Annotated in this window: 24 protein-coding genes and 2 tRNA genes; 19 read left to right on the top strand and 7 right to left on the bottom strand. The window is 53.6% G+C overall.

Going from position 1 to position 21,990, the window contains the following annotated elements; all coding sequences use genetic code 11:
- The 5 genes from mlaD (at position 1) to murA (ending at position 3,187) form a co-directional block, all read left to right on the top strand.
- A complete protein-coding gene (gene mlaD, locus LBF07_RS08955; protein ID WP_033147081.1) occupies positions 1-549 on the top strand; it encodes an outer membrane lipid asymmetry maintenance protein MlaD in 549 nt (182 codons plus the stop codon).
- A gap of 18 nt (positions 550-567) precedes the next feature.
- On the top strand, positions 568-1,203 hold the full coding sequence (gene mlaC / locus LBF07_RS08950; protein ID WP_033146748.1) for a phospholipid-binding protein MlaC: 636 nt from the start codon (positions 568-570) through the stop codon (positions 1,201-1,203).
- Positions 1,203-1,496, top strand: coding sequence for a lipid asymmetry maintenance protein MlaB (gene mlaB, locus LBF07_RS08945; RefSeq protein WP_023309350.1), 294 nt, complete (start codon positions 1,203-1,205; stop codon positions 1,494-1,496). Before mlaC ends, mlaB begins: the two co-directional genes overlap by 1 nt.
- A gap of 126 nt (positions 1,497-1,622) precedes the next feature.
- Complete coding sequence (gene ibaG, locus LBF07_RS08940; RefSeq protein WP_008501458.1) at positions 1,623-1,877, top strand: BolA family iron metabolism protein IbaG; 255 nt, start codon at positions 1,623-1,625, stop codon at positions 1,875-1,877.
- A 50-nt stretch (positions 1,878-1,927) separates the two neighbouring features.
- A complete protein-coding gene (gene murA / locus LBF07_RS08935) occupies positions 1,928-3,187 on the top strand; it encodes a UDP-N-acetylglucosamine 1-carboxyvinyltransferase (protein WP_023309349.1) in 1,260 nt (419 codons plus the stop codon).
- Positions 3,188-3,247: 60 nt separating this feature from the next.
- Here the strand turns inward: murA and sfsB are convergent, their stop codons facing one another.
- Positions 3,248-3,535 (bottom strand): DNA-binding transcriptional regulator SfsB, encoded by a 288-nt coding sequence (gene sfsB / locus LBF07_RS08930; RefSeq protein WP_023309348.1) that lies wholly within the window; start codon positions 3,533-3,535, stop codon positions 3,248-3,250.
- Positions 3,536-3,764: 229 nt separating this feature from the next.
- Complete coding sequence (gene ispB / locus LBF07_RS08925; RefSeq protein ID WP_024906360.1) at positions 3,765-4,736, bottom strand: octaprenyl diphosphate synthase; 972 nt, start codon at positions 4,734-4,736, stop codon at positions 3,765-3,767.
- 257 nt (positions 4,737-4,993) lie between these two features.
- Here ispB and rplU point away from each other — a divergent pair, with 257 nt between their 5' ends.
- The 4 genes from rplU (at position 4,994) to cgtA (ending at position 7,835) form a co-directional block, all read left to right on the top strand.
- The gene (rplU, locus tag LBF07_RS08920) at positions 4,994-5,305 is read left to right on the top strand and encodes a 50S ribosomal protein L21 (RefSeq protein WP_003025032.1); all 312 of its coding nucleotides are present in this window, start codon (positions 4,994-4,996) and stop codon (positions 5,303-5,305) included.
- Between the two features lie 19 nt (positions 5,306-5,324).
- A complete protein-coding gene (rpmA, locus tag LBF07_RS08915) occupies positions 5,325-5,582 on the top strand; it encodes a 50S ribosomal protein L27 (protein ID WP_004385076.1) in 258 nt (85 codons plus the stop codon).
- A gap of 96 nt (positions 5,583-5,678) precedes the next feature.
- A complete protein-coding gene (locus LBF07_RS08910) occupies positions 5,679-6,644 on the top strand; it encodes a DMT family transporter (RefSeq protein WP_094934466.1) in 966 nt (321 codons plus the stop codon).
- 15 nt (positions 6,645-6,659) lie between these two features.
- Positions 6,660-7,835, top strand: a complete 1,176-nt coding sequence (gene cgtA, locus LBF07_RS08905; protein ID WP_094934465.1) for an Obg family GTPase CgtA — start codon at positions 6,660-6,662, stop codon at positions 7,833-7,835.
- Between the two features lie 34 nt (positions 7,836-7,869).
- Here the strand turns inward: cgtA and pmrB are convergent, their stop codons facing one another.
- The 3 genes from pmrB to dacB are packed head-to-tail and all read right to left on the bottom strand — an operon-like array spanning position 7,870 to position 11,008.
- Entirely contained in the window at positions 7,870-8,913 is a 1,044-nt protein-coding gene (gene pmrB / locus LBF07_RS08900) for a two-component system sensor histidine kinase PmrB (protein ID WP_048981187.1), read from the bottom strand.
- A complete protein-coding gene (gene pmrA / locus LBF07_RS08895) occupies positions 8,910-9,572 on the bottom strand; it encodes a two-component system response regulator PmrA (protein WP_033146744.1) in 663 nt (220 codons plus the stop codon). Before pmrA ends, pmrB begins: the two co-directional genes overlap by 4 nt.
- Before the next feature lie 2 nt (positions 9,573-9,574).
- Positions 9,575-11,008 carry a serine-type D-Ala-D-Ala carboxypeptidase gene (gene dacB, locus LBF07_RS08890; RefSeq protein WP_032659718.1) on the bottom strand — a complete coding sequence of 478 codons (1,434 nt, stop codon included), beginning with the start codon at positions 11,006-11,008 and terminating at the stop codon, positions 9,575-9,577.
- Positions 11,009-11,236: 228 nt separating this feature from the next.
- On the opposite strand from dacB, the gene greA reads away from it, so the two are divergent.
- The gene (gene greA / locus LBF07_RS08885) at positions 11,237-11,713 is read left to right on the top strand and encodes a transcription elongation factor GreA (RefSeq protein ID WP_014171793.1); all 477 of its coding nucleotides are present in this window, start codon (positions 11,237-11,239) and stop codon (positions 11,711-11,713) included.
- Between the two features lie 151 nt (positions 11,714-11,864).
- On the opposite strand, the gene yhbY is transcribed toward greA, so the two are convergent.
- Positions 11,865-12,158 carry a ribosome assembly RNA-binding protein YhbY gene (yhbY, locus tag LBF07_RS08880; RefSeq protein WP_003861814.1) on the bottom strand — a complete coding sequence of 98 codons (294 nt, stop codon included), beginning with the start codon at positions 12,156-12,158 and terminating at the stop codon, positions 11,865-11,867.
- Between the two features lie 127 nt (positions 12,159-12,285).
- On the opposite strand from yhbY, the gene rlmE reads away from it, so the two are divergent.
- From rlmE to LBF07_RS08850, 6 genes are all read left to right on the top strand, one after another.
- Entirely contained in the window at positions 12,286-12,912 is a 627-nt protein-coding gene (rlmE, locus tag LBF07_RS08875; RefSeq protein WP_003861812.1) for a 23S rRNA (uridine(2552)-2'-O)-methyltransferase RlmE, read from the top strand.
- Between the two features lie 102 nt (positions 12,913-13,014).
- On the top strand, positions 13,015-14,949 hold the full coding sequence (gene ftsH / locus LBF07_RS08870; protein WP_029739626.1) for an ATP-dependent zinc metalloprotease FtsH: 1,935 nt from the start codon (positions 13,015-13,017) through the stop codon (positions 14,947-14,949).
- Between the two features lie 98 nt (positions 14,950-15,047).
- A complete protein-coding gene (gene folP, locus LBF07_RS08865) occupies positions 15,048-15,896 on the top strand; it encodes a dihydropteroate synthase (RefSeq protein ID WP_094934464.1) in 849 nt (282 codons plus the stop codon).
- Positions 15,889-17,226 carry a phosphoglucosamine mutase gene (gene glmM, locus LBF07_RS08860; protein WP_023309339.1) on the top strand — a complete coding sequence of 446 codons (1,338 nt, stop codon included), beginning with the start codon at positions 15,889-15,891 and terminating at the stop codon, positions 17,224-17,226. Before folP ends, glmM begins: the two co-directional genes overlap by 8 nt.
- A 223-nt stretch (positions 17,227-17,449) precedes the next feature.
- Positions 17,450-17,782, top strand: coding sequence for a preprotein translocase subunit SecG (gene secG / locus LBF07_RS08855; RefSeq protein WP_023333590.1), 333 nt, complete (start codon positions 17,450-17,452; stop codon positions 17,780-17,782).
- Between the two features lie 9 nt (positions 17,783-17,791).
- Positions 17,792-17,878 (top strand) — tRNA-Leu (locus LBF07_RS08850).
- Between the two features lie 192 nt (positions 17,879-18,070).
- Here the strand turns inward: LBF07_RS08850 and argG are convergent.
- Positions 18,071-19,417, bottom strand: a complete 1,347-nt coding sequence (argG, locus tag LBF07_RS08845) for an argininosuccinate synthase (RefSeq protein ID WP_024906366.1) — start codon at positions 19,415-19,417, stop codon at positions 18,071-18,073.
- A gap of 287 nt (positions 19,418-19,704) precedes the next feature.
- Between argG and LBF07_RS08840 the strand changes: the two genes are divergently transcribed.
- The 3 genes from LBF07_RS08840 (at position 19,705) to nusA (ending at position 21,972) form a co-directional block, all read left to right on the top strand.
- Positions 19,705-19,781, top strand: a tRNA-Met gene (locus LBF07_RS08840).
- A gap of 207 nt (positions 19,782-19,988) precedes the next feature.
- Positions 19,989-20,441 (top strand): ribosome maturation factor RimP, encoded by a 453-nt coding sequence (gene rimP / locus LBF07_RS08835; RefSeq protein ID WP_014833432.1) that lies wholly within the window; start codon positions 19,989-19,991, stop codon positions 20,439-20,441.
- A 28-nt stretch (positions 20,442-20,469) separates the two neighbouring features.
- Positions 20,470-21,972, top strand: coding sequence for a transcription termination factor NusA (gene nusA, locus LBF07_RS08830; protein ID WP_029739628.1), 1,503 nt, complete (start codon positions 20,470-20,472; stop codon positions 21,970-21,972).
- The last annotated feature ends 18 nt before the right edge of the window (positions 21,973-21,990 follow it).

Below are 21,990 nucleotides of genomic sequence, written 5' to 3'. Positions count from 1 at the left end.
ATGCAAACGAGAAAAAATGAAATTTGGGTCGGTGTATTCCTGCTGCTGGCGCTGCTGGCCGCGCTGTTTATCTGCCTGAGAGCGGCGGATATCACGTCTGTACGCACCGAGCCGACGTATCGCATCTATGCCACCTTCGATAACATCGGCGGGCTGAAGGCGCGTTCACCGGTCCGCATCGGCGGCGTGGTGATCGGACGCGTATCTGACATTACGCTGGATGAGAAAACCTACCTGCCACGCGTCGCGATGGATATCGAAGAGCGTTACAACCATATCCCGGACACCAGTTCCCTTTCTATCCGTACTTCCGGCCTGCTGGGTGAACAATATCTGGCGCTTAACGTTGGCTTTGAAGATCCCGAGCTGGGAACGACTATCCTTAAAGACGGTAGCGTCATTCAGGATACGAAATCCGCGATGGTTCTGGAGGATATGATTGGTCAGTTCCTTTACAACAGTAAAGGGGATGAGAAAAAATCCGACGCTGCCCCTGCGCAGAGCGAAGATCATACCGACGTCGCACCGACGCCAGGTGCTGCGAATTAATATCAGGAGAAGTCATTCATGTTTAAACGACTGTTAATGGTTGCCATGCTGGTCATCGCCCCTCTAACCGCCGCCCACGCTGCGGATCAGAGTAACCCGTACAAACTGATGGACGAAGCGGCGAAGAAGACATTCGACCGTCTTAAAAACGAACAGCCTAAAATTCGTGCTAATCCTGATTATCTGCGTGACGTTGTTGACCAGGAACTGCTGCCGTACGTGCAGATTAAATATGCGGGTGCGCTGGTGCTGGGACGTTATTACAAAGACGCGACCCCTGCGCAGCGTGATGCCTACTTTGCCGCGTTCCGTGAATACCTGAAACAGGCTTATGGCCAGGCGCTGGCGATGTACCACGGCCAGACCTATCAGATTGCGCCTGAGCAGCCGCTGGGCGATGCGACCATCGTCCCTATCCGTGTGACGATCATCGATCCTAACGGTCGTCCGCCGGTTCGTCTGGATTTCCAGTGGCGTAAAAACAGCCAGACCGGTCACTGGCAGGCTTATGACATGATTGCCGAAGGGGTAAGCATGATCACCACCAAACAGAACGAATGGAGCGACCTGCTGCGCACCAAAGGCATTGATGGCCTGACCGCTCAGTTGCAGTCTATCTCTCGCCAGAAAATTACTCTGGATGAGAAGAAGTAATGTCACAGCAACTCAGCTGGTCGCGTGAAGGCGAGACATTAAAGCTGTCCGGTGAACTGGATCAGGATCTGCTGAACCCACTGTGGGACAAACGCCACGAAGCGATGCAGGGCGTGACGCTTATCGACTTAACCGACGTCACGCGGGTAGATACGGCAGGTGTTGCGCTGCTTGCCCATCTGATTGCCGTGGGGAAAAAGCAGGGGACAAGCGTCACGCTTCACGGCGCGAGCGATAATGTCGTGACCCTTGCGCAGCTCTACAATCTCCCTCAGGACGTACTGCCTCGTTAATATTTTCAGTGCGTTACTTCCGAAAGCCCTGACTGTTTCATCGTCGGGGCTTTTTGCTTGTTTAAGACAACGCCACTTTGCTCTAAGATGTTGGGCTTGTTTTCACTATCAGATGATTAAGAGCCCATGGAAAATCATGAAATCCAGACAGTGCTGATGAATGCACTCTCCCTCCAGGAAGCCCACGTCACTGGCGATGGCAGTCACTTCCAGGTTATTGCTGTGGGTGAGATGTTCGACGGTATGAGCCGCGTGAAGAAACAGCAGGCTGTGTACGCGCCGCTGATGGAATATATTGCGGATAACCGCATCCACGCCCTGTCGATTAAAGCGTTCACCCCGCAAGAGTGGGCACGCGATCGCAAACTAAACGGTTTTTGAGCTGAGGGCGACAGGCCCGCAGCACGGTTGAATTTATAAGAGAGCACACAATGGATAAATTTCGTGTACAGGGGCCAACGCGTCTCCAGGGCGAAGTCACAATTTCTGGCGCTAAAAACGCCGCGCTGCCAATCCTCTTTGCTGCGCTGCTGGCTGAAGAGCCGGTAGAAATTCAGAACGTACCGAAGCTGAAAGATATCGACACCACCATGAAGCTGCTCACCCAGCTGGGCACGAAAGTTGAGCGTAACGGTTCCGTCTGGATCGACGCCAGCAAGGTGAACAACTTCTCAGCCCCTTACGATCTGGTGAAAACCATGCGTGCATCCATCTGGGCGCTTGGCCCGCTGGTAGCGCGTTTTGGTCAGGGACAGGTCTCTCTGCCAGGCGGCTGCGCCATCGGTGCACGTCCGGTTGATCTGCACATCTTCGGTCTGGAAAAACTGGGCGCCGAGATTAAGCTGGAAGAAGGTTACGTTAAAGCGTCCGTTAATGGTCGTCTGAAAGGCGCGCACATCGTCATGGACAAAGTGAGCGTGGGCGCAACGGTCACCATTATGTCTGCGGCGACGCTGGCAGAAGGTACCACCATCATCGAAAATGCCGCGCGCGAACCGGAGATTGTGGATACCGCCAACTTCCTCGTGGCGCTGGGGGCAAAGATTTCCGGTCAGGGTACCGACCGTATCACCATCGAAGGCGTTGAGCGTCTGGGCGGTGGTGTCTATCGCGTTCTGCCGGACCGTATCGAAACCGGTACCTTCCTGGTCGCTGCGGCGATTTCTGGCGGGAAGATTGTTTGTCGCAACGCGCAGCCAGATACCCTGGATGCGGTGCTGGCGAAACTGCGCGATGCGGGTGCGGATATCGAAATCGGTGAAGACTGGATCAGCCTCGATATGCACGGTCAGCGTCCAAAAGCGGTCAATGTGCGTACGGCGCCGCATCCGGCGTTCCCTACGGACATGCAGGCACAGTTCACCCTGTTGAACCTGGTTGCCGAAGGCACTGGCTTCATCACAGAAACCATTTTCGAGAACCGCTTTATGCACGTACCGGAGCTGATCCGTATGGGCGCGCATGCTGAGATCGAAAGTAATACCGTGATTTGCCACGGCGTTGAGAAACTGTCAGGTGCTCAGGTGATGGCAACCGATCTGCGTGCGTCTGCAAGCCTGGTGCTGGCGGGTTGTATCGCGGAAGGTACAACGATCGTGGATCGTATCTATCACATCGATCGTGGTTATGAACGTATCGAAGATAAACTGCGCGCGCTGGGTGCCAACATCGAGCGTGTGAAGGGCGAGTAATCGTTCCGGCAGCCCCCTGCCAGCAATGACCGGGGGGTTGCTGTTCCTGTCAAAAATGCGTTATTCCTGCGGTTCTCTTTTTACCTTTCTCTGGCGAATCATGCGCGATCTGTCGATAAATTCATGGGTGATGGGATCGTGATAGCGTGAAGGCCAAATTACCCACGGATGCGTATCCAGCGCCGTCGCGATAATTAATTCTCCCTTGGGCCAGGGGCGGGTGAGGGCGTTTGCCAGAGTGGAAGAACTCAGTCCATGGCGGCGGGACTCTGCTGCCAGTGAAGTGCCTCTTTTGCGCAGCGCGGCAATAATATCAGCCGTGTGCCAGTCGATAAATTTCGTATCCATAACGCCGTCCTTAAGTTCGGATTCACCTACGCCGTTTCTTCTGAAACGACGCGGTTACTATACCCATTTCAACTTCTTGTTCTAAAAAGTTCGCGTTACTTGAAGGGATATTCAGAATAAGACACGGCTTTATTCATGCGGTCTCTAAACCGATGAATTTACATGAACACGGAATTTACAGGTGTGTACTGGAATCTCCCCGCTATCGCTGCGGGGAGAAACAAGAGGATTAACGGTCGCGCTGAACGGCGATGTGGGCAAGACCAATCAGTGCCTCGCGCCACGGGCTGTCTGGAATGACCTGAAGCGCTTCGATGGCTTTGTCGGCTTCTTCTTCCGCGCGCTGACGCGTCCATTCCAGCGATCCGCAGATAGCCATAGTTTCCAGTACAGGTTCCAGAAGATGGCGGCCATTTCCCTGCTCAATCGCTTCACGGATCATTTTCGCCTGGTCGGCTGTTCCGTTGCGCATAGCATGAAGCAGCGGCAGGGTGGGTTTACCTTCGTTCAGGTCATCGCCCACGTTTTTACCGAGCGTCTCGCCGTCCGCACTGTAGTCCAGCAAATCATCAATCAGCTGGAAGGCCGTACCCAGATAGCGGCCATAGTCCTGCAGGCCTTTTTCCTGGGCTTCAGTACAGTCGGCCAGAATGCCGGAACACTGGGCAGCCGCTTCAAACAGGCGCGCCGTTTTGCTGTAGATGACGCGCATGTAGTTTTCTTCGGTGATATCAGGGTCGTTGACGTTCATCAGCTGCAGCACTTCGCCTTCAGCAATGACGTTTACGGCTTCGGACATCACTTCCAGCACTTTCAGGGAGCCCAGGCTGGTCATCATCTGGAAGGCGCGGGTATAGATAAAATCCCCCACCAGGACGCTGGCTGCGTTTCCGAAAGCGGCGTTTGCCGTGGCTTTGCCACGACGCATATCCGATTCATCCACAACATCGTCATGCAGAAGCGTCGCCGTGTGAATAAATTCGATGAGCGCTGCGATAGTGATGTGAGCATTTCCCTGATAGCCAACGGCTCTGGCAGCCAGAATGGCAATCATCGGACGAATGCGTTTACCGCCGCCGCTGACGATGTAATAGCCCAACTGATTGATCAGCTGAACGTCAGAGTTGAGTTGCTCCAGGATTGCTGCATTCACACCCGCCATATCTTGCGCGGTTAACTCGTTGATTTTTTCTAAATTCATCGCAAAAGCCGGGCTTTTTATCCTGTTGATCCCATCTTCAATGGGGTAACGAAGGGTTTCGGTTTATCAATAGTTGTGCTGATTGTACTGAAAAAACGGCACAGATAAACGTTACCGTACGTGTTGTGTTTTTTTTCTTCATGTATTGACGGTAGCACTTGTCAAAGGCTCGCGTTTTGCGTAATATTCGCGCCCTATTGTGAATATTTATAGCGCACTCTGATTCATACGAGGACGTGCGCGGAAGCGGAGTTTATATGTACGCGGTTTTCCAAAGTGGTGGTAAACAACACCGAGTAAGCGAAGGTCAGACCGTTCGCCTGGAAAAGCTGGACATCGCAACTGGCGAATCTGTTGAGTTCGCAGAAGTTCTGATGATCGCAAACGGTGAAGAAGTCAAAATCGGCGTTCCTTTCGTTGATGGCGGCGTTATCAAAGCTGAAGTTGTTGCACACGGTCGTGGCGAGAAAGTTAAAATCGTTAAGTTTCGTCGTCGTAAGCACTACCGTAAGCAGCAGGGCCACCGTCAGTGGTTCACTGATGTGAAAATTACTGGCATCAGCGCCTAAGACCTGAGGAGAGATTTAAATGGCACATAAAAAGGCTGGCGGCTCCACACGTAACGGTCGCGATTCAGAAGCTAAACGCCTTGGCGTTAAGCGTTTCGGTGGCGAATCCGTTCTGGCGGGTAGCATCATCGTTCGTCAACGTGGTACCAAATTCCACGCTGGCAACAACGTAGGTTGCGGTCGTGACCACACTCTGTTTGCTAAAGCAGACGGTAAAGTGAAATTTGAAGTTAAAGGCCCGAACAACCGTAAATACATCAGCATCGTTGCTGAGTAAGGTTTTCTCGGTCCGGAAACGGATTAAAGCCCCGCAACCTGTTGCGGGGCTTTTTACATTGGAAACCCGGTAATTTTTTCTGTAGGGAAAACGGGCATGAAGCAGCAGGCCGGCATTGGTATTCTTTTGGCGCTCACTACCGCAATGTGCTGGGGTGCGCTGCCAATTGCAATGAAGCAGGTACTGGAAGTGATGGAGCCGCCTACGGTGGTCTTTTATCGCTTTCTGATGGCAAGCATCGGCCTCGGGGCCATTCTGGCTATCAAAGGTAAGCTTCCACCCTTGCGGCTCTTCCGCAAACCGCGCTGGCTGGTATTGCTGGCTATCGCGACGGGCGGTCTGTTCGGTAACTTCATCCTGTTCAGCTCTTCCCTGCAATATCTCAGCCCCACGGCGTCGCAGGTGATAGGTCAGCTTTCACCGGTGGGCATGATGGTCGCCAGCGTCTTTATCCTCAAGGAAAAGATGCGCGTTACGCAGATTATCGGGGCGAGCATGCTGCTGTGCGGTCTGGTGATGTTCTTCAACACCAGTCTGATTGAGATTTTCACCCGCCTGACGGATTACACATGGGGTGTAATTTTTGGTGTGGGGGCAGCAACGGTTTGGGTGAGCTATGGCGTCGCACAAAAGGTGTTATTGCGTCGTCTTGCCTCACAGCAGATCCTCTTTTTATTGTACACTTTGTGTACAATAGCATTGCTGCCATTAGCAAAGCCGGGTGTGATTTCCCAGCTTAGCGACTGGCAACTGGCGTGCCTCATTTTTTGTGGGCTGAACACGCTGGTCGGTTATGGCGCGCTGGCCGAAGCGATGGCGCGCTGGCAGGCGGCACAGGTGAGCGCGTTAATTACGCTTACTCCGCTGTTTACGCTGTTATTTTCAGATTTGTTATCAATGGCCTGGCCCGATGTCTTCGTCAGACCGATGCTCAACCTGTTGGGTTATCTCGGTGCGTTTGTCGTGGTTGCGGGCGCGATGTATTCCGCCATTGGTCATCGTCTTTGGGGACGTTGGCGCAAAAATGAAGCGGTTGTAGTAGTCCCCCGCTCAGGCGAATGAGTTACGGAGAGTAAAATGAAGTTTGTTGATGAAGCGACGATCCTGGTCGTGGCTGGTGATGGCGGCAATGGTTGCGTGAGCTTCCGCCGTGAAAAGTATATCCCACGTGGCGGTCCTGACGGCGGCGACGGCGGGGATGGTGGTGACGTGTGGCTGGAGGCGGATGAGAACCTCAACACGCTGATCGACTACCGTTTCGAAAAATCCTTCCGCGCTGAACGTGGCCAGAACGGCCAGAGCCGTGACTGTACCGGGAAACGCGGTAAAGACGTCACCATTAAGGTTCCGGTCGGTACGCGTGTGATTGACCAGGGGACCGGTGAAACCATGGGTGACATGACCAAACACGGTCAGCGCCTGATGGTGGCGAAAGGCGGCTGGCACGGTCTGGGTAACAGCCGTTTCAAATCCTCCGTTAACCGTACTCCGCGTCAGAAAACGATGGGTACGCCGGGCGATAAGCGCGATCTGCAGCTGGAGCTGATGCTTCTGGCAGACGTGGGCATGCTGGGTATGCCAAACGCCGGTAAATCGACGTTCATTCGCGCCGTTTCTGCGGCGAAACCAAAAGTGGCGGACTATCCGTTTACCACGCTGGTACCAAGCCTGGGCGTTGTCCGTATGGATAACGAGAAGAGCTTTGTGGTTGCCGATATTCCGGGTCTGATTGAAGGCGCTGCGGAAGGCGCGGGTCTGGGTATTCGCTTCCTGAAACACCTTGAGCGTTGCCGCGTGCTGCTGCACCTTATCGATATCGATCCTATCGACGGTTCCGATCCGGTAGAAAACGCCCGCATCATCATCGGTGAGCTGGAAAAATACAGCGAAAAACTGGCGAATAAACCACGCTGGCTGGTCTTCAACAAGATCGACCTGATGGACAAAGCTGAAGCGGAAGCGAAAGCTAAAGCGATTGCTGAAGCGATGGGCTGGGAAGATAAATACTACCTGATCTCTGCGGCAAGCCAGGTTGGCGTGAAAGATCTGTGCTGGGATGTGATGACCTTCATCATTGAGAACCCAGTTGTTCAGGCAGAAGAAGCGAAACAGCCTGAAAAAGTCGAATTCATGTGGGATGACTACCACCGCCAGCAGCTTGAAGAACTGGAAGCGGAAGATGATGATGAAGACTGGGACGATGACTGGGATGAAGACGACGAAGAAGGCGTCGAGTTCATCTACAAGCACTAATATCTGTCGAGAGCCCCCATTATGGGGGCTTTTTTTATTCCAGCGTTGCGGGTAGCCAGCAGCTGGCGATCAAACCACCTTCAGCGCCATTCTCAAGCGTCAGCCTGCCGTGGTGGAGCTGCACGATGCGCTGCACGATACTCAGCCCAAGACCGCTGCCACCGTAGCGCTGGTCAAGACGGCGGAATGGCTCGGTAATTGACTGTCGGTGCGCGTCATCAATACCGGGCCCCTGATCGATCACGCCGATCTGCGTCCCCCCGTCGACCCCGGTTAATGTCACTGTAATCGTTGTCCCTGCCGGGCTGTAGCGTCCGGCATTCTCCAGCAGGTTGCGCAGCATCAGACGCAGGAGCACGGCGTCTCCCTGAACCGTGAGCGCGCTTTTAGCGGGCCAAATCACCGTATGCTCTTTGGCTTCATGGCCCAGGCCGAGAGGTTCAATGATATTTTCCGTCCAGCTCACGGTTTCGTAGTGTCCGCTGGCCATTGCCTGTCCGGCACGGGCCAGCATCAGCAGTTGCTCAACGGTATGCATGAGCTGATCGATACGGCTAATTAACGTCGCGGCCTGTGGTGCGCCTGACTGCGCCATGAGCTCCAGATGGAGCCGGATACCGGCAAGGGGCGTTCGAAGCTCGTGCGCGGCGTCAGCGGTGAAGAGACGCTCCTGCTGAATGGTATTGTCCAGCCGGGCGAGCAGCTGGTTCAGGGAGGTTGTCACCGCGCCGATTTCTTCCATGTCGGAATACATAGGAAGCGGAGTTAAGTTATCTGCCGAACGGTTAGCCAGGCTGTCACGCAGTTTATTCAGCGGTCGGGTTATCCAGGTGACTGCCCAGAAAGAGAAAAACAGCGTAAAGCCTACCATCACCAGAGAAGGGACGAGAAGGGAAGCAATCGCTTCGCGGATCTCTTTTTCGACATGGTTATTACGGGCTTTTGCCGACAGCGTTTCATTCACCAGAAAACCGATCTGCTCGCGGCTTTCATGCCACAGCCAGATGACGCTTATCAGCTGGAAAAATAAGAGAATGACCGCCAGCAGCACCATTAAACGCCGACGCATGCTGTTCATTTCTGGCTCTCAAGGCGATAGCCAACGCCACGGACGGTTTTGATTCTGTCCTTGCCGAGCTTGCGACGCAGGTTATGGATGTGAACTTCCAGGGTATTTGACCCCGGATCGTCCTGCCAGGAGTAGATATCCTGCTGGAGCGTCTCTCTGTGCACCGTTTGTCCGCTGCGCATGATCAGACGCGTAAGCAGGGCGAACTCTTTTGGCGTCACCTCTACCGCCTGGTCCCGGCGCAGTACCTGCTGGGTTTGCAGATTCAGCGTAATATCGCCGTCGGTGAGTAAGTTATCGCTATGGCCCTGATAGCGGCGAATCAACGCCCGCACTCGCGCCTGCAGCTCCGCAAGCGCAAAAGGCTTCACCAGGTAATCATCTGCGCCTGCGTCGAGGCCGGTGATGCGATCTTCAATGGCATCGCGTGCCGTCAGGATTAACACTGGGTTGGCGATACCGCGGCGTCGCCACTGGCTGAGCAGCGTGGCGCCGTCTTTATCAGGCAAGCCCAAATCGAGGATCACCAGACTGTATTCGCCGCTCTGGATCAGGGCGTCCGCCTCCGCTGCGGTGCCAGCACAGTCGAGGGCATACCCTTCATTAGCCAGCCCCAGCGCCAGCCCTTCCTGCAATAACAGATCGTCTTCAACTATGAGTAGTTTCATCGCTAGTTATTCTGGTAGATGTCCTTATAAAGCCTGCTTTCGAAGCGAACAAGCGGAATACGGCGATTGCGCTGGTCGGTCGGTTCGACGGCATAGCCGGAAAGATACTGCACGAATGCCATGCGTTGTCCGCTGGCGGTAGTGATGAAGCCTGCAAGGTTGTAAACCCCCTGCAGCGAGCCTGTCTTAGCGGATACTTTGCCATCCACGCCGGCAGCGTGAAGCCCGGCGCGATACTGCAGCGAACCGTCATGCCCGGCCAGCGGCAGCATTGAAATAAAGTTTAGCTCAGTGTCATGCTGTGCAATGTACTGAAGCACCTGCATCATCGTGGCCGGAGAGATCAAATTATGACGCGATAATCCTGAGCCATCGACGGCGATGGTATTACCCAGCTCGATCCCGGCCTGCTGGCGCAGGATCTGACGAACGGCGTCTGAACCCGCGCGCCAGGTGCCCGGCACGCCGAAACGCGCGTGGCCAATCATGCGGAACACGGTGTCGGCAATCATGTTGTCCGACTTTTTCAGCATGATTCGCAGTAAATCGTGCAGCGGCGGAGACTGTTTGCTGGCGATGACCGTGCCGGGCTGGTTGACCTGCGTCTGGCGAAGCAGAGTGCCGGTGTAGGTTATGCCCGCTTGTTTCAGTTCATCTTTCAGAATGGCACCCGCATAGCTTGCACCATCCTGTATCGCAAAGGCCAGCGGCAGCGGATCGGCGCGCTGCGTCAGGCAGCCGGTAAGCGTGAAGCGGTTAAGATCGCCCGGCACGACGTCCAGCTCACAATATTGCGCATCTGGGGAGCCTTTCGCCAGCGTGCGGACCTGGCTAAACATTGTGACCGGGTAGTAGGACGCTATGCGGATAAACGCTAAATCATCTGGCTTTGGCGCGCTGTAAAGCGAAACCGAGAAGCAGTTACGGTCAACAATCGCGGCGGCGGGGGGGGCGCTAAAACATTGGGTCATGTCGTTCCACGGCCAGCCTGGGGCTTTATCGTGGCTGGCAAAGATGGACGTGTCGATCAGCACATTGCCATCAATTTTCTGTACGCCAGATTTTTTCAGTACCGCAACCATATTGCGGATATCCTGGCGCTTAAAGGTCGGATCGCCGCCAAAACGGGCGATAAGATCGCCTTTCAGTTCGCCACCCTCGACGTTACCTTTGGTCTCGAGTGTGGTGGTAAAACGGAAGTCAGGACCGAGCTGGAGCAGGGCGGCGAGGGCAGTGATCACCTTTTGGGTACTGGCAGGCAGCGCCATCTGTTGACTGTGATAGTCAATCTCGGGAGCCTGTGCGCCAACCTTCTGCACCATCAGGGCAAGGTTCGCGCCTGCGGGGAGCTGATTAATATACTCATCAACATTCGCGGCCTGGGCGGTGAACGTTATACTGGTAGTCAATCCGATGATAAATCTGGAAAATCGCATAATCTCGCGCTAACAACCCGAAAACAAACCGTCATACTACGGTGCATGGCACTGCAAAGTAAACGATGACCCATAGTGAACTTCGCGGTAAAATGCATATCAAATTGAAAAATTGCTGCTGACCTGGGGCATTGCTCCCGGGTCGGTTTTCTTTTTGCTTCTTGCCCGCTTAGGGGGGCAGGAGCAGGGAACACTGCTCCCAACAGGAATGTTTAAGAGGTATAACAAATGCAAGCTATTCCGATGACCTTACGTGGTGCCGAAAAACTGCGCGAAGAGCTGGATTTCCTGAAATCCGTGCGTCGTCCTGAAATCATCGCCGCTATCGCGGATGCGCGCGAGCATGGCGACCTGAAAGAGAACGCTGAATACCACGCCGCGCGTGAGCAGCAGGGCTTCTGTGAAGGGCGTATTAAAGATATCGAAGCAAAACTGTCCAATGCACAGGTTATCGATATCACCAAAATGCCTAACAACGGGCGTGTGATCTTTGGTTCTACCGTGACCGTGCTGAACCTGGACAACGACGAAGAGCAGACCTATCGCATCGTGGGTGATGATGAAGCAGACTTCAAACAGAACCTGATTTCAGTGAACTCCCCGATTGCTCGCGGCCTGATTGGCAAAGAGCAGGACGATGTTGTCACCATTCGCACCCCTGGCGGTGAAGTGGAATACGAAATTATTAAGGTTGAATACCTGTAATTCGCTTCTCTACTAAGATGTTGATACATTGTAAAGAAAAGAAAAAGGCCGCATAGCGGCCTTTTATCAACTCAAGGAGCATGGCATTTTGCTCGCCTGCTGACAGAAATCCCTCGTTTCACACAGAAAATGTGTTTGATTCAGGATATCCTTAGCGTGGCAGCGAGATTTTACGCTCTTTAGATGGGCGGTAGAGCACCAGCGTTTTACCGATGACCTGTACATTACAGGCGCCGGTTTCGCGCACGATGGCTTCCACGATCAGGTTTTTAGTGTCTCTGTCTTCAGAGGCGATTTTCACCTTGATCAGCTCGTGGTGTTCCAGCGCTTGTTCAATCTCGGCAAGCACCCCTTCGGTCAAACCATTGTTGCCAAGCATCACTACAGGCTTGAGCGGATGTGCCAGACCTTTAAGGTGCTGTTTTTGTTTAGTACTCAGATTCATCGTATATTTTTGCTTACGTTGGGATTGAAAACGGTTCATTCTACCGCCATCTCCCTTATATCGCCAAATAGCTGCGTAGAAATTTACGTCACAGGCAGGTAACGATGAACCAGGACGGAAATGTTAAATGACAGGTAAAAAGCGTTCTGCCAGCTCCAGCCGCTGGCTTCAGGAACACTTTAGCGATAAATATGTTCAACAGGCACAGAAAAAGGGGTTACGTTCCCGTGCCTGGTTTAAACTTGATGAAATACAGCAAAGTGACAAACTTTTTAAGCCGGGGATGACGGTTGTTGACCTCGGTGCGGCACCTGGCGGATGGTCCCAGTATGCGGTAACGCAGATCGGCGGAACGGGCCGAATCATCGCGTGCGATCTTTTACCAATGGATCCCATCGTCGGTGTCGACTTCCTTCAGGGCGACTTTCGTGATGAATTAGTGCTGAAAGCGTTACTTGATCGTGTAGGTGATAGTAAGGTCCAGGTTGTCATGTCTGATATGGCACCAAATATGTGCGGAACACCGGCGGTGGATATCCCCCGCGCCATGTATCTGGTGGAGCTAGCGTTAGAAATGTGTCGTGATGTACTAGCGCCTGGTGGTAGTTTTGTTGTGAAGGTGTTTCAGGGCGAAGGTTTCGAGGAGTATCTTAAGGAAATTCGCTCCCTGTTTGCGAAGGTTAAAGTTCGTAAGCCGGACTCTTCCCGGGCCCGTTCCCGAGAAGTGTATATTGTAGCGACCGGGCGAAAATGATAACCGGTAGATTTCAGGCGAAAGTTTGAATGAAACTGGATATAGAGTATCCTGACGCTGTTTTTAACACAGTTGTAATATGAGGTTAATCCCTTGAGTGACATGGCGAAAAACCTAATACTCTGGCTGGTCATTGCCGTTGTGCTGATGTCAGTATTCCAGAGCTTTGGGCCCAGCGAGTCGAATGGCCGCAAGGTGGATTATTCTACCTTCCTGCAGGAGGTCAATCAGGACCAGGTTCGCGAAGCGCGTATCAACGGACGTGAGATCAACGTTACCAAGAAAGATAGTAACCGTTACACGACTTACATCCCGGTGAACGATCCTAAGCTGCTTGATAACCTTCTGACCAAAAACGTCAAGGTGGTAGGTGAGCCGCCAGAAGAACCAAGCCTGCTGGCTTCTATCTTCATTTCCTGGTTCCCGATGCTGCTTCTTATCGGCGTCTGGATCTTCTTTATGCGCCAGATGCAGGGCGGCGGTGGCAAAGGTGCCATGTCGTTCGGTAAGAGCAAGGCGCGTATGCTGACGGAAGACCAGATCAAGACCACCTTCGCTGACGTCGCCGGTTGTGACGAAGCGAAAGAAGAGGTGGGTGAACTGGTTGAATACCTGCGTGAACCGAGCCGTTTCCAGAAGCTGGGCGGTAAGATCCCGAAAGGCGTGCTGATGGTTGGCCCTCCGGGTACCGGTAAAACCCTGCTGGCGAAAGCCATCGCGGGCGAAGCGAAGGTGCCGTTCTTTACTATTTCAGGTTCTGACTTCGTCGAAATGTTCGTGGGTGTCGGCGCATCTCGTGTGCGTGACATGTTCGAGCAGGCCAAAAAGGCAGCACCGTGCATTATCTTCATCGATGAAATCGACGCCGTGGGCCGCCAGCGTGGCGCAGGTCTGGGCGGTGGTCACGATGAACGTGAACAGACGCTGAACCAGATGCTGGTTGAGATGGACGGCTTCGAAGGTAACGAAGGTATCATCGTTATCGCGGCGACTAACCGTCCGGACGTACTTGACCCCGCGCTGCTGCGTCCAGGCCGTTTCGACCGTCAGGTTGTTGTGGGTCTGCCGGACGTTCGCGGTCGTGAACAGATTCTGAAAGTTCACATGCGTCGCGTACCGCTGGCGCCAGATATCGACGCGGCAATCATTGCGCGCGGTACCCCGGGCTTCTCCGGTGCTGACCTGGCGAACCTGGTCAACGAAGCTGCTCTGTTTGCCGCTCGCGGTAACAAGCGCGTCGTATCGATGGTGGAGTTTGAGAAAGCGAAAGACAAAATCATGATGGGTGCGGAACGTCGCTCCATGGTGATGACGGAAGCGCAGAAAGAGTCCACGGCATACCACGAAGCGGGTCACGCGATTATCGGTCGCCTCGTGCCGGAACACGATCCGGTGCATAAAGTGACGATTATTCCGCGCGGTCGTGCGCTGGGTGTGACCTTCTTCCTGCCTGAAGGCGACGCGATCAGCGCCAGCCGTCAGAAGCTGGAAAGCCAGATTTCGACCCTGTACGGCGGTCGTCTGGCAGAAGAGATTATCTACGGTGTGGAACATGTTTCTACCGGTGCGTCCAACGACATTAAAGTTGCGACAAACCTGGCGCGTAACATGGTGACGCAGTGGGGCTTCTCCGACAAACTCGGTCCGCTGCTGTATGCAGAGGAAGAGGGTGAAGTATTCCTGGGCCGTTCTGTGGCTAAAGCGAAACATATGTCCGATGAGACGGCTCGTATCATCGACCAGGAAGTAAAATCTCTGGTAGAGCGTAACTACGCACGTGCACGCCAGATCCTGACCGACAATATGGACATCCTGCATTCGATGAAAGATGCGCTCATGAAATATGAGACCATCGATGCACCGCAGATTGACGACCTGATGGCGCGCCGTGAAGTGCGTCCGCCAGCGGGCTGGGAAGACCCAGGCGCTTCCAATAATTCTGACAACAATGGCACCCCGCGTGCGCCGCGTCCGGTTGATGAACCGCGTACGCCAAACCCGGGCAACACCATGTCAGAACAGTTGGGCGATAAGTAAGTCACTGCTGTTGAAACGTTTGTCTGTACCTCAAACCCTGGAGCTTGCTCCGGGGTTTTTCATTTCTGTTTAACGATATAGATACCAGGGATTTCGCCATGAAATTATTCGCTCAGGACTCGCATCTCGATCTTTCACATCCCCATGTGATGGGGATCCTGAATGTTACCCCTGACTCCTTCTCTGACGGCGGCACGCATAACACGCTTATCGAGGCGGTTAAACACGCGAATCTAATGATTAATGCGGGGGCCACCATTATTGACGTGGGCGGCGAATCGACGCGTCCTGGTGCGGCTGACGTGTCTGTGGAAGAAGAGCTGGCGCGCGTGGTGCCGGTGGTTGAAGCTATCGCGCAGCGGTTTGAAGTATGGATCTCCGTTGATACCTCTAAACCCGAAGTGATTCGTGAAGTGGCGAGAGTGGGCGCTCACATTATCAATGATATTCGTTCACTTACCGAGCCTGGCGCCCTTGAAGCCGCGGCAGAGACGGGGTTACCGGTATGCCTGATGCACATGCAGGGTCAACCAAAAACCATGCAGGAAGCACCGAAGTACGACGATGTCTTTGCCGACGTGAATCGCTTCTTTATTGAACATATTGCGCTCTGTGAACGTGCAGGTATCCCAAAAGAGAAATTGCTGCTCGACCCGGGGTTCGGTTTCGGTAAAAATCTCTCCCACAATTATGCGTTGCTTGCGCGCTTATCGGAATTCCATCACTTTGACCTGCCGCTGCTGGTGGGGATGTCGAGAAAGTCGATGATTGGGCAGTTGCTGAACGTGGGGCCGAGCGAACGCCTGAGCGGCAGCCTGGCCTGCGCGGTGATTGCGGCGATGCAGGGCGCGCACATTATTCGTGTCCATGACGTCAAAGAAACAGTAGAAGCCATGCGTGTGGTGGAAGCCACACTGGCAGCGAAGGAAAACAAACGCTATGAGTAATCGTAAGTATTTTGGTACCGATGGTATCCGTGGGCGTGTAGGCGATGCTCCCATTACCCCTGATTTTGTCCTGAAGCTCGGCTGGGCTGCTGGCAAAGTGCTGGCGCGTCATGGTTCCCGTAAGATCATTATCGGTAAAGACACCCGTATTTCCGGCTATATGCTGGAGTCCGCGCTGGAGGCGGGTCTGGCGGCGGCTGGACTGTCCGCTTCCTTTACGGGCCCAATGCCAACGCCTGCTGTCGCGTATCTGACGCGCACTTTCCGTGCGGAAGCGGGGATTGTCATCTCAGCTTCTCACAACCCGTTCTACGACAACGGCATTAAATTCTTCTCCATTGACGGCACCAAGCTCCCGGATGACGTGGAAGAAGCGATTGAAGCCGAAATGGAAAAAGAGATCACCTGTGTAGATTCCGCAGAGCTGGGTAAAGCGAACCGTATCGTTGATGCGGCGGGCCGTTATATCGAATTCTGTAAAGGTACCTTCCCGAATGAGCTGAGCCTGGCTCACCTCAAAATTGTGGTGGACTGTGCAAACGGCGCGACCTATCACATCGCTCCGAATGTTTTCCGCGAACTGGGTGCAAAAGTCATCACCATTGGCTGCGAGCCGGATGGTCTGAACATTAACGAGCAGGTGGGGGCAACTGATGTTCGTGCCTTGCAGGCGCGTGTTCTGGCAGAGAAAGCCGACCTGGGCATTGCGCTGGACGGCGACGGTGACCGCGTGATCATGGTCGACCACGAAGGTAACAAGGTAGACGGCGATCAGATCCTCTACATCATTGCCCGTGAGGGCCTGCGTCAGGGCCAGCTGCGCGGCGGTGCGGTGGGCACGCTGATGAGTAACATGGGCCTGGAACTGGCGCTGAAACAGCTCGGTATTCCGTTTGTCCGCGCGAAAGTGGGTGACCGCTATGTGCTGGAAAAACTGCAGGAGAAGGGCTGGCGCATCGGTGCAGAAAACTCGGGTCACGTGATCCTGCTCGACAAAACTACCACCGGGGACGGTATCGTGGCCGCGCTGCAGGTGGTTGCCGCGATGGCGCGCAACCATATGAGCCTGCACGATCTGTGCAGCGGGATGAAAATGTTCCCACAGATCCTGGTAAACGTACGCTTCACTGCCGGTAAAGGCGATCCGCTGGAAAACGAGAACGTCAAAGCGGTGATGGCTGACGTTGAAGCGGCCCTGGGCAATCGTGGACGCGTGCTGTTGCGTAAGTCCGGTACTGAACCGCTGATCCGCGTGATGGTGGAAGGTGAAGACGAAGCGCAGGTAACCGAATTTGCACACCGTATTGCGGACGCTGTGAAAGCTGCATAATCGTGCACGCTAAATGTATAAAAAGGCGGCTTTTGTCGCCTTTGTTTTAAGCAATTAATGGCTTTTTGCTGTTTTTTTCCGCAGTTGATACAATGCGTCAAAAATGCCCTTGCGAAGGTCATTCGCTTTGGTTAGTATTCACACCCGCTTCAGTGGGAAACAAAAATCCTGCTAATTGGTCGAAGCATTGGTATGCGGCAAATCCGCAAGGAACAGGTTGATTATGTACGAAGCTCTTTTAGTTATTTTCCTTATTGTAGCCATCGCTCTCGTAGCGCTGATCATGCTGCAGCAAGGTAAAGGCGCTGATATGGGAGCCTCCTTCGGAGCAGGCGCTTCCGGTACGCTGTTCGGTTCAAGTGGTTCTGCGAACTTCATGACCCGCACAACGGCGATTCTGGCTACGCTGTTCTTCATCATCAGCCTTGTGCTTGGCAATATCAACAGCAACAAGACCAGCAAAGGAAGCGAGTGGGAAAATCTGAGCGCGCCAGCGAAAACTGAGCAAACTCAGCCAGCTGCACCGGCTAAGCCAACCAGCGATATCCCGCACTAAGTATTCTGTACCGAGGTGGTGGAATTGGTAGACACGCTACCTTGAGGTGGTAGTGCCCTAACGGGCTTGTGGGTTCGAGTCCCATCCTCGGTACCAATATTCCAGAAGAAAGACGTCGAAAGACGTCTTTTTTTTCGTCTGTAGACTGCGAGATCTCCGATCTTTTGTAGGGCGGGTAAGCGCATGCGTCAACCGCCATGTTGCCCGGTGGCGCTGCGCTTACCGGGCCTGCGAAAATCAAAATAAAAAAGGCGCCCTGTGGGCGCCTTTTGCACGTTACATCAGCGATTACTTCTTATCGCTGTGCTCCAGGTTTTCAACCTGCGGCAGACCGTTACCTGAACTGGCGGAGAGCAGGCCATTCTCAACATAGTTGAACAGCTTCTCGCGGGTATCGGTGATGTCCAGGTTACGCATGGTCAGCTGACCAATACGATCGTCCGGTGAGAACACGGATTCACCTTTCTCCATGGTCAGACGCTCTGCTTTATAGGTCAGGTTGTCAGACACGGTGTTCAGGATGGAGTAGTCGTTGCCGCGACGCAGCTCCAGCGTCACTTCACCGGTGATCGCGCTTGCCACCCAACGCTGCAGCGCATCACGCAGCATCAGCGCCTGTGGATCGAACCAGCGGCCCTGATACAGCAGTTTACCCAGTTGACGGCCATGAGAGTGATACTGCTCGATGGTGTCTTCGTTGTGAATGCCGGTCAGCAGACGCTCGTAAGCGATGTGCAGCAGTGCCATTCCCGGGGCTTCATAGATGCCACGGCTTTTCGCTTCGATGATACGGTTTTCAATCTGATCGCTCATGCCCAGACCGTGACGACCGCCAATACGGTTAGCTTCCAGCATCAGCTCAACATCATCAGAGAAGGTTTTACCGTTCAGCGCAACCGGATGGCCGCGTTCGAAACGCACGGTCACTTCTTCAGCCTGGATTTTTACGTTCTCGTCCCAGAACTTCACGCCCATGATCGGGTTAACGATCTTCACGCTGGAGTTCAGGAATTCCAGGTCTTTCGCTTCGTGCGTCGCACCCAGCATGTTGGAGTCGGTGGAGTAGGCCTTCTCGACTGACATCTTATAGTCGAAGCCGCAGGCGATCATAAACTCGGACATTTCATGACGGCCACCCAGCTCGTCGATGAAGTCGGTATCCAGCCACGGCTTGTAGATCTGCAGTTCGGCGTTGGTCAGCAGGCCATAACGATAGAAACGTTCAATATCGTTACCTTTATAGGTGCTACCGTCACCCCAGATGTTGACGCCGTCTTCTTTCATCGCCGCAACCAGCATAGTGCCGGTGACCGCACGGCCCAGAGGGGTGGTGTTGAAATAGGTCAGGCCGCCGGTGGTGTTATGGAACGCACCGCACTGAATAGCCGCGATACCTTCAGCGACCAGTTGCTTACGGCAGTCAATCAGGCGCGCGTTCTCTGCACCATACTCTTTAGCGCGACGAGGTATGGCATCGTAGTCGTCCTCATCCGGCTGACCCAGGTTCGCAGTATAGGCGTACGGAACCGCTCCCTTCTGGCGCATCCACAGCAGTGCAGCGCTGGTATCCAGGCCGCCTGAGAAAGCGATGCCAATACGTTGTCCTACCGGAAGATGCTTGAGAATCGTCGTCATAGAATAAAACCCTGCTTGATTGACTGATTAGAGACCGCTTTCGCTCTCTTGTGCATTTTTATGCAAAATAAGTGAGTATTCATTTAATCATCTTTTGGCGAAGACCGGAAGAGAGTCGTGCGTTTTTTGTAAAAATTTTGGTCTAATCGATCTGGCGGAAGTTGGGTTGACAGGTGGGGTCAACTATCAATATACTAAACGCCGATTTTACGTCCCGTCTTCGGTACCAAATCCCAGCATTATTTGCAAATTCTGTCCAAAACGCGTAGAATTTGCCACGTTTCAGGCGCGGGGTGGAGCAGCCTGGTAGCTCGTCGGGCTCATAACCCGAAGGTCGTCGGTTCAAATCCGGCCCCCGCAACCACTTTCCCATAAAGTTCTTTTTCAAATATACTGTGAAGACTTAGAGCCTTCGTAGCTGGATTTGAAAAAATTCTTTCGGAAAGTGCTCCAGGCCACAGTTGTGGCTATAGGGTTCAGTTATCTAAAGCCCCGATTTATCGGGGTTTTTTGTTATCTGACTACAGAATAACTGGGCTTTACGCCCTTTTTTTATGTCTTGGGGGTGGGCTTGTCCACATTAGAGCAAAAATTAACAGAGATGATTACTGCACCGGTCGAAGCACTGGGCTACGAACTGGTCGGCATCGAATTCGTTCGCGGCCGTACATCGACGCTGCGCATCTATATTGATAGTGAAGATGGCATCAATGTTGATGATTGTGCTGATGTCAGCCACCAGGTGAGTGCGGTTCTTGATGTTGAAGACCCGATTACCGTTGCGTACAACCTGGAAGTTTCCTCACCTGGCCTCGATCGCCCGATGTTCACGGCCGAGCACTATGTGCGCTTTACCGGTGAAGAAGTGGCTCTCGTTCTGCGTATGGCCGTACAGAACCGCCGTAAATGGCAGGGAATTATCAAAGCCGTTGATGGTGAAATGATCACGGTGACAGTCGAAGGCAAAGATGAAGTGTTCGCGCTGAGTAATATCCAGAAGGCGAACCTGGTTCCCCACTTTTAACAGTCTGGATTGAGGTGAAAAGCCCGCGATGAACAAAGAAATTTTGGCTGTTGTTGAAGCCGTCTCCAACGAGAAATCACTGCCGCGTGAGAAGATTTTCGAAGCGCTGGAAAGTGCACTGGCTACAGCAACCAAGAAAAAATACGAACAAGAGATCGATGTTCGCGTAGAAATCGATCGTAAAAGCGGTGACTTCGATACATTCCGTCGTTGGGTAATCGTTGAAGAAGTGACCCAGCCGACCAAAGAGATCACGCTGGAAGCTGCCCGTTTTGAAGACGAAAGTCTGAACGTGGGGGAGTACGTTGAAGATCAGATTGAATCTGTGACCTTCGACCGTATCACGACTCAGACCGCTAAACAGGTTATCGTGCAGAAAGTGCGCGAAGCCGAGCGCGCGCTGGTTGTCGATCAGTTCCGCGATCAGGAAGGCGAAATCATCACCGGCGTGGTGAAGAAAGTGAACCGCGACAACATCTCCCTGGAGATCAAATCCGAAGGGTTGCCGGGTAACGCTGAAGCCGTGATCCTGCGTGAAGATATGCTACCGCGTGAAAACTTCCGCCCAGGCGACCGTATTCGCGGTGTTCTGTACGCCGTTCGCCCTGAAGCGCGTGGTGCACAGCTGTTCGTGACCCGTTCTAAACCAGAAATGCTGGTAGAACTGTTCCGTATCGAAGTGCCGGAAATCGGTGAAGAAGTTATCGAGATTAAAGCGGCGGCTCGCGATCCGGGCTCCCGTGCGAAAATTGCGGTGAAAACCAACGACAAGCGTATCGACCCGGTAGGTGCTTGCGTCGGTATGCGCGGTGCGCGCGTTCAGGCAGTTTCTACTGAGCTGGGCGGCGAACGTATTGATATCGTTCTGTGGGATGACAACCCGGCGCAATTCGTGATCAACGCAATGGCTCCAGCTGATGTGGCGTCTATCGTTGTTGACGAAGACAAACACACCATGGATATCGCTGTTGAAGCGGGCAACCTGGCGCAGGCAATCGGCCGTAACGGTCAGAACGTACGCCTGGCGTCACAGCTGAGCGGCTGGGAACTCAACGTAATGACCGTTGATGACCTGCAGGCTAAGCATCAGGCTGAAGCCCATGCGGCGATCGATACCTTCACTAAATACCTGGATATTGACGAAGACTTCGCCACTGTTCTGGTTGAAGAAGGTTTCTCTACGCTGGAAGAACTGGCCTATGTGCCAATGAAAGAGCTGCTGGAAATTGACGGTCTGGATGAACCAACCGTTGAAGCCCTGCGTGAACGCGCTAAAAACGCACTGACCACCCTGGCACTGGCTCAGGAAGAAAGCCTTGGCGATAAGAAGCCGGCTGATGACCTGCTGAATCTGGAAGGTCTTGATCGTGCGATTGCGTTCAAGCTGGCTGCCCGTGGTGTTTGTACGCTGGAAGATCTCGCTGAGCAAGGCGTTGATGACCTGGCTGATATCGAAGGTTTAACCGACGAGAAAGCCGGCGAGCTCATCATGGCCGCACGTAATATTTGCTGGTTCGGCGACGAAGCGTAATAAACTGTAGCAGGAAGG

Origin of the sequence: Enterobacter cloacae complex sp. ECL352 (assembly GCF_020149545.1) — a bacterium.
GTDB lineage: Bacteria > Pseudomonadota > Gammaproteobacteria > Enterobacterales > Enterobacteriaceae > Enterobacter > Enterobacter asburiae_B.
The sequence above is the reverse complement of the archived record's forward strand: the minus strand, read 5'-3'. Positions and strand labels throughout refer to the sequence as shown.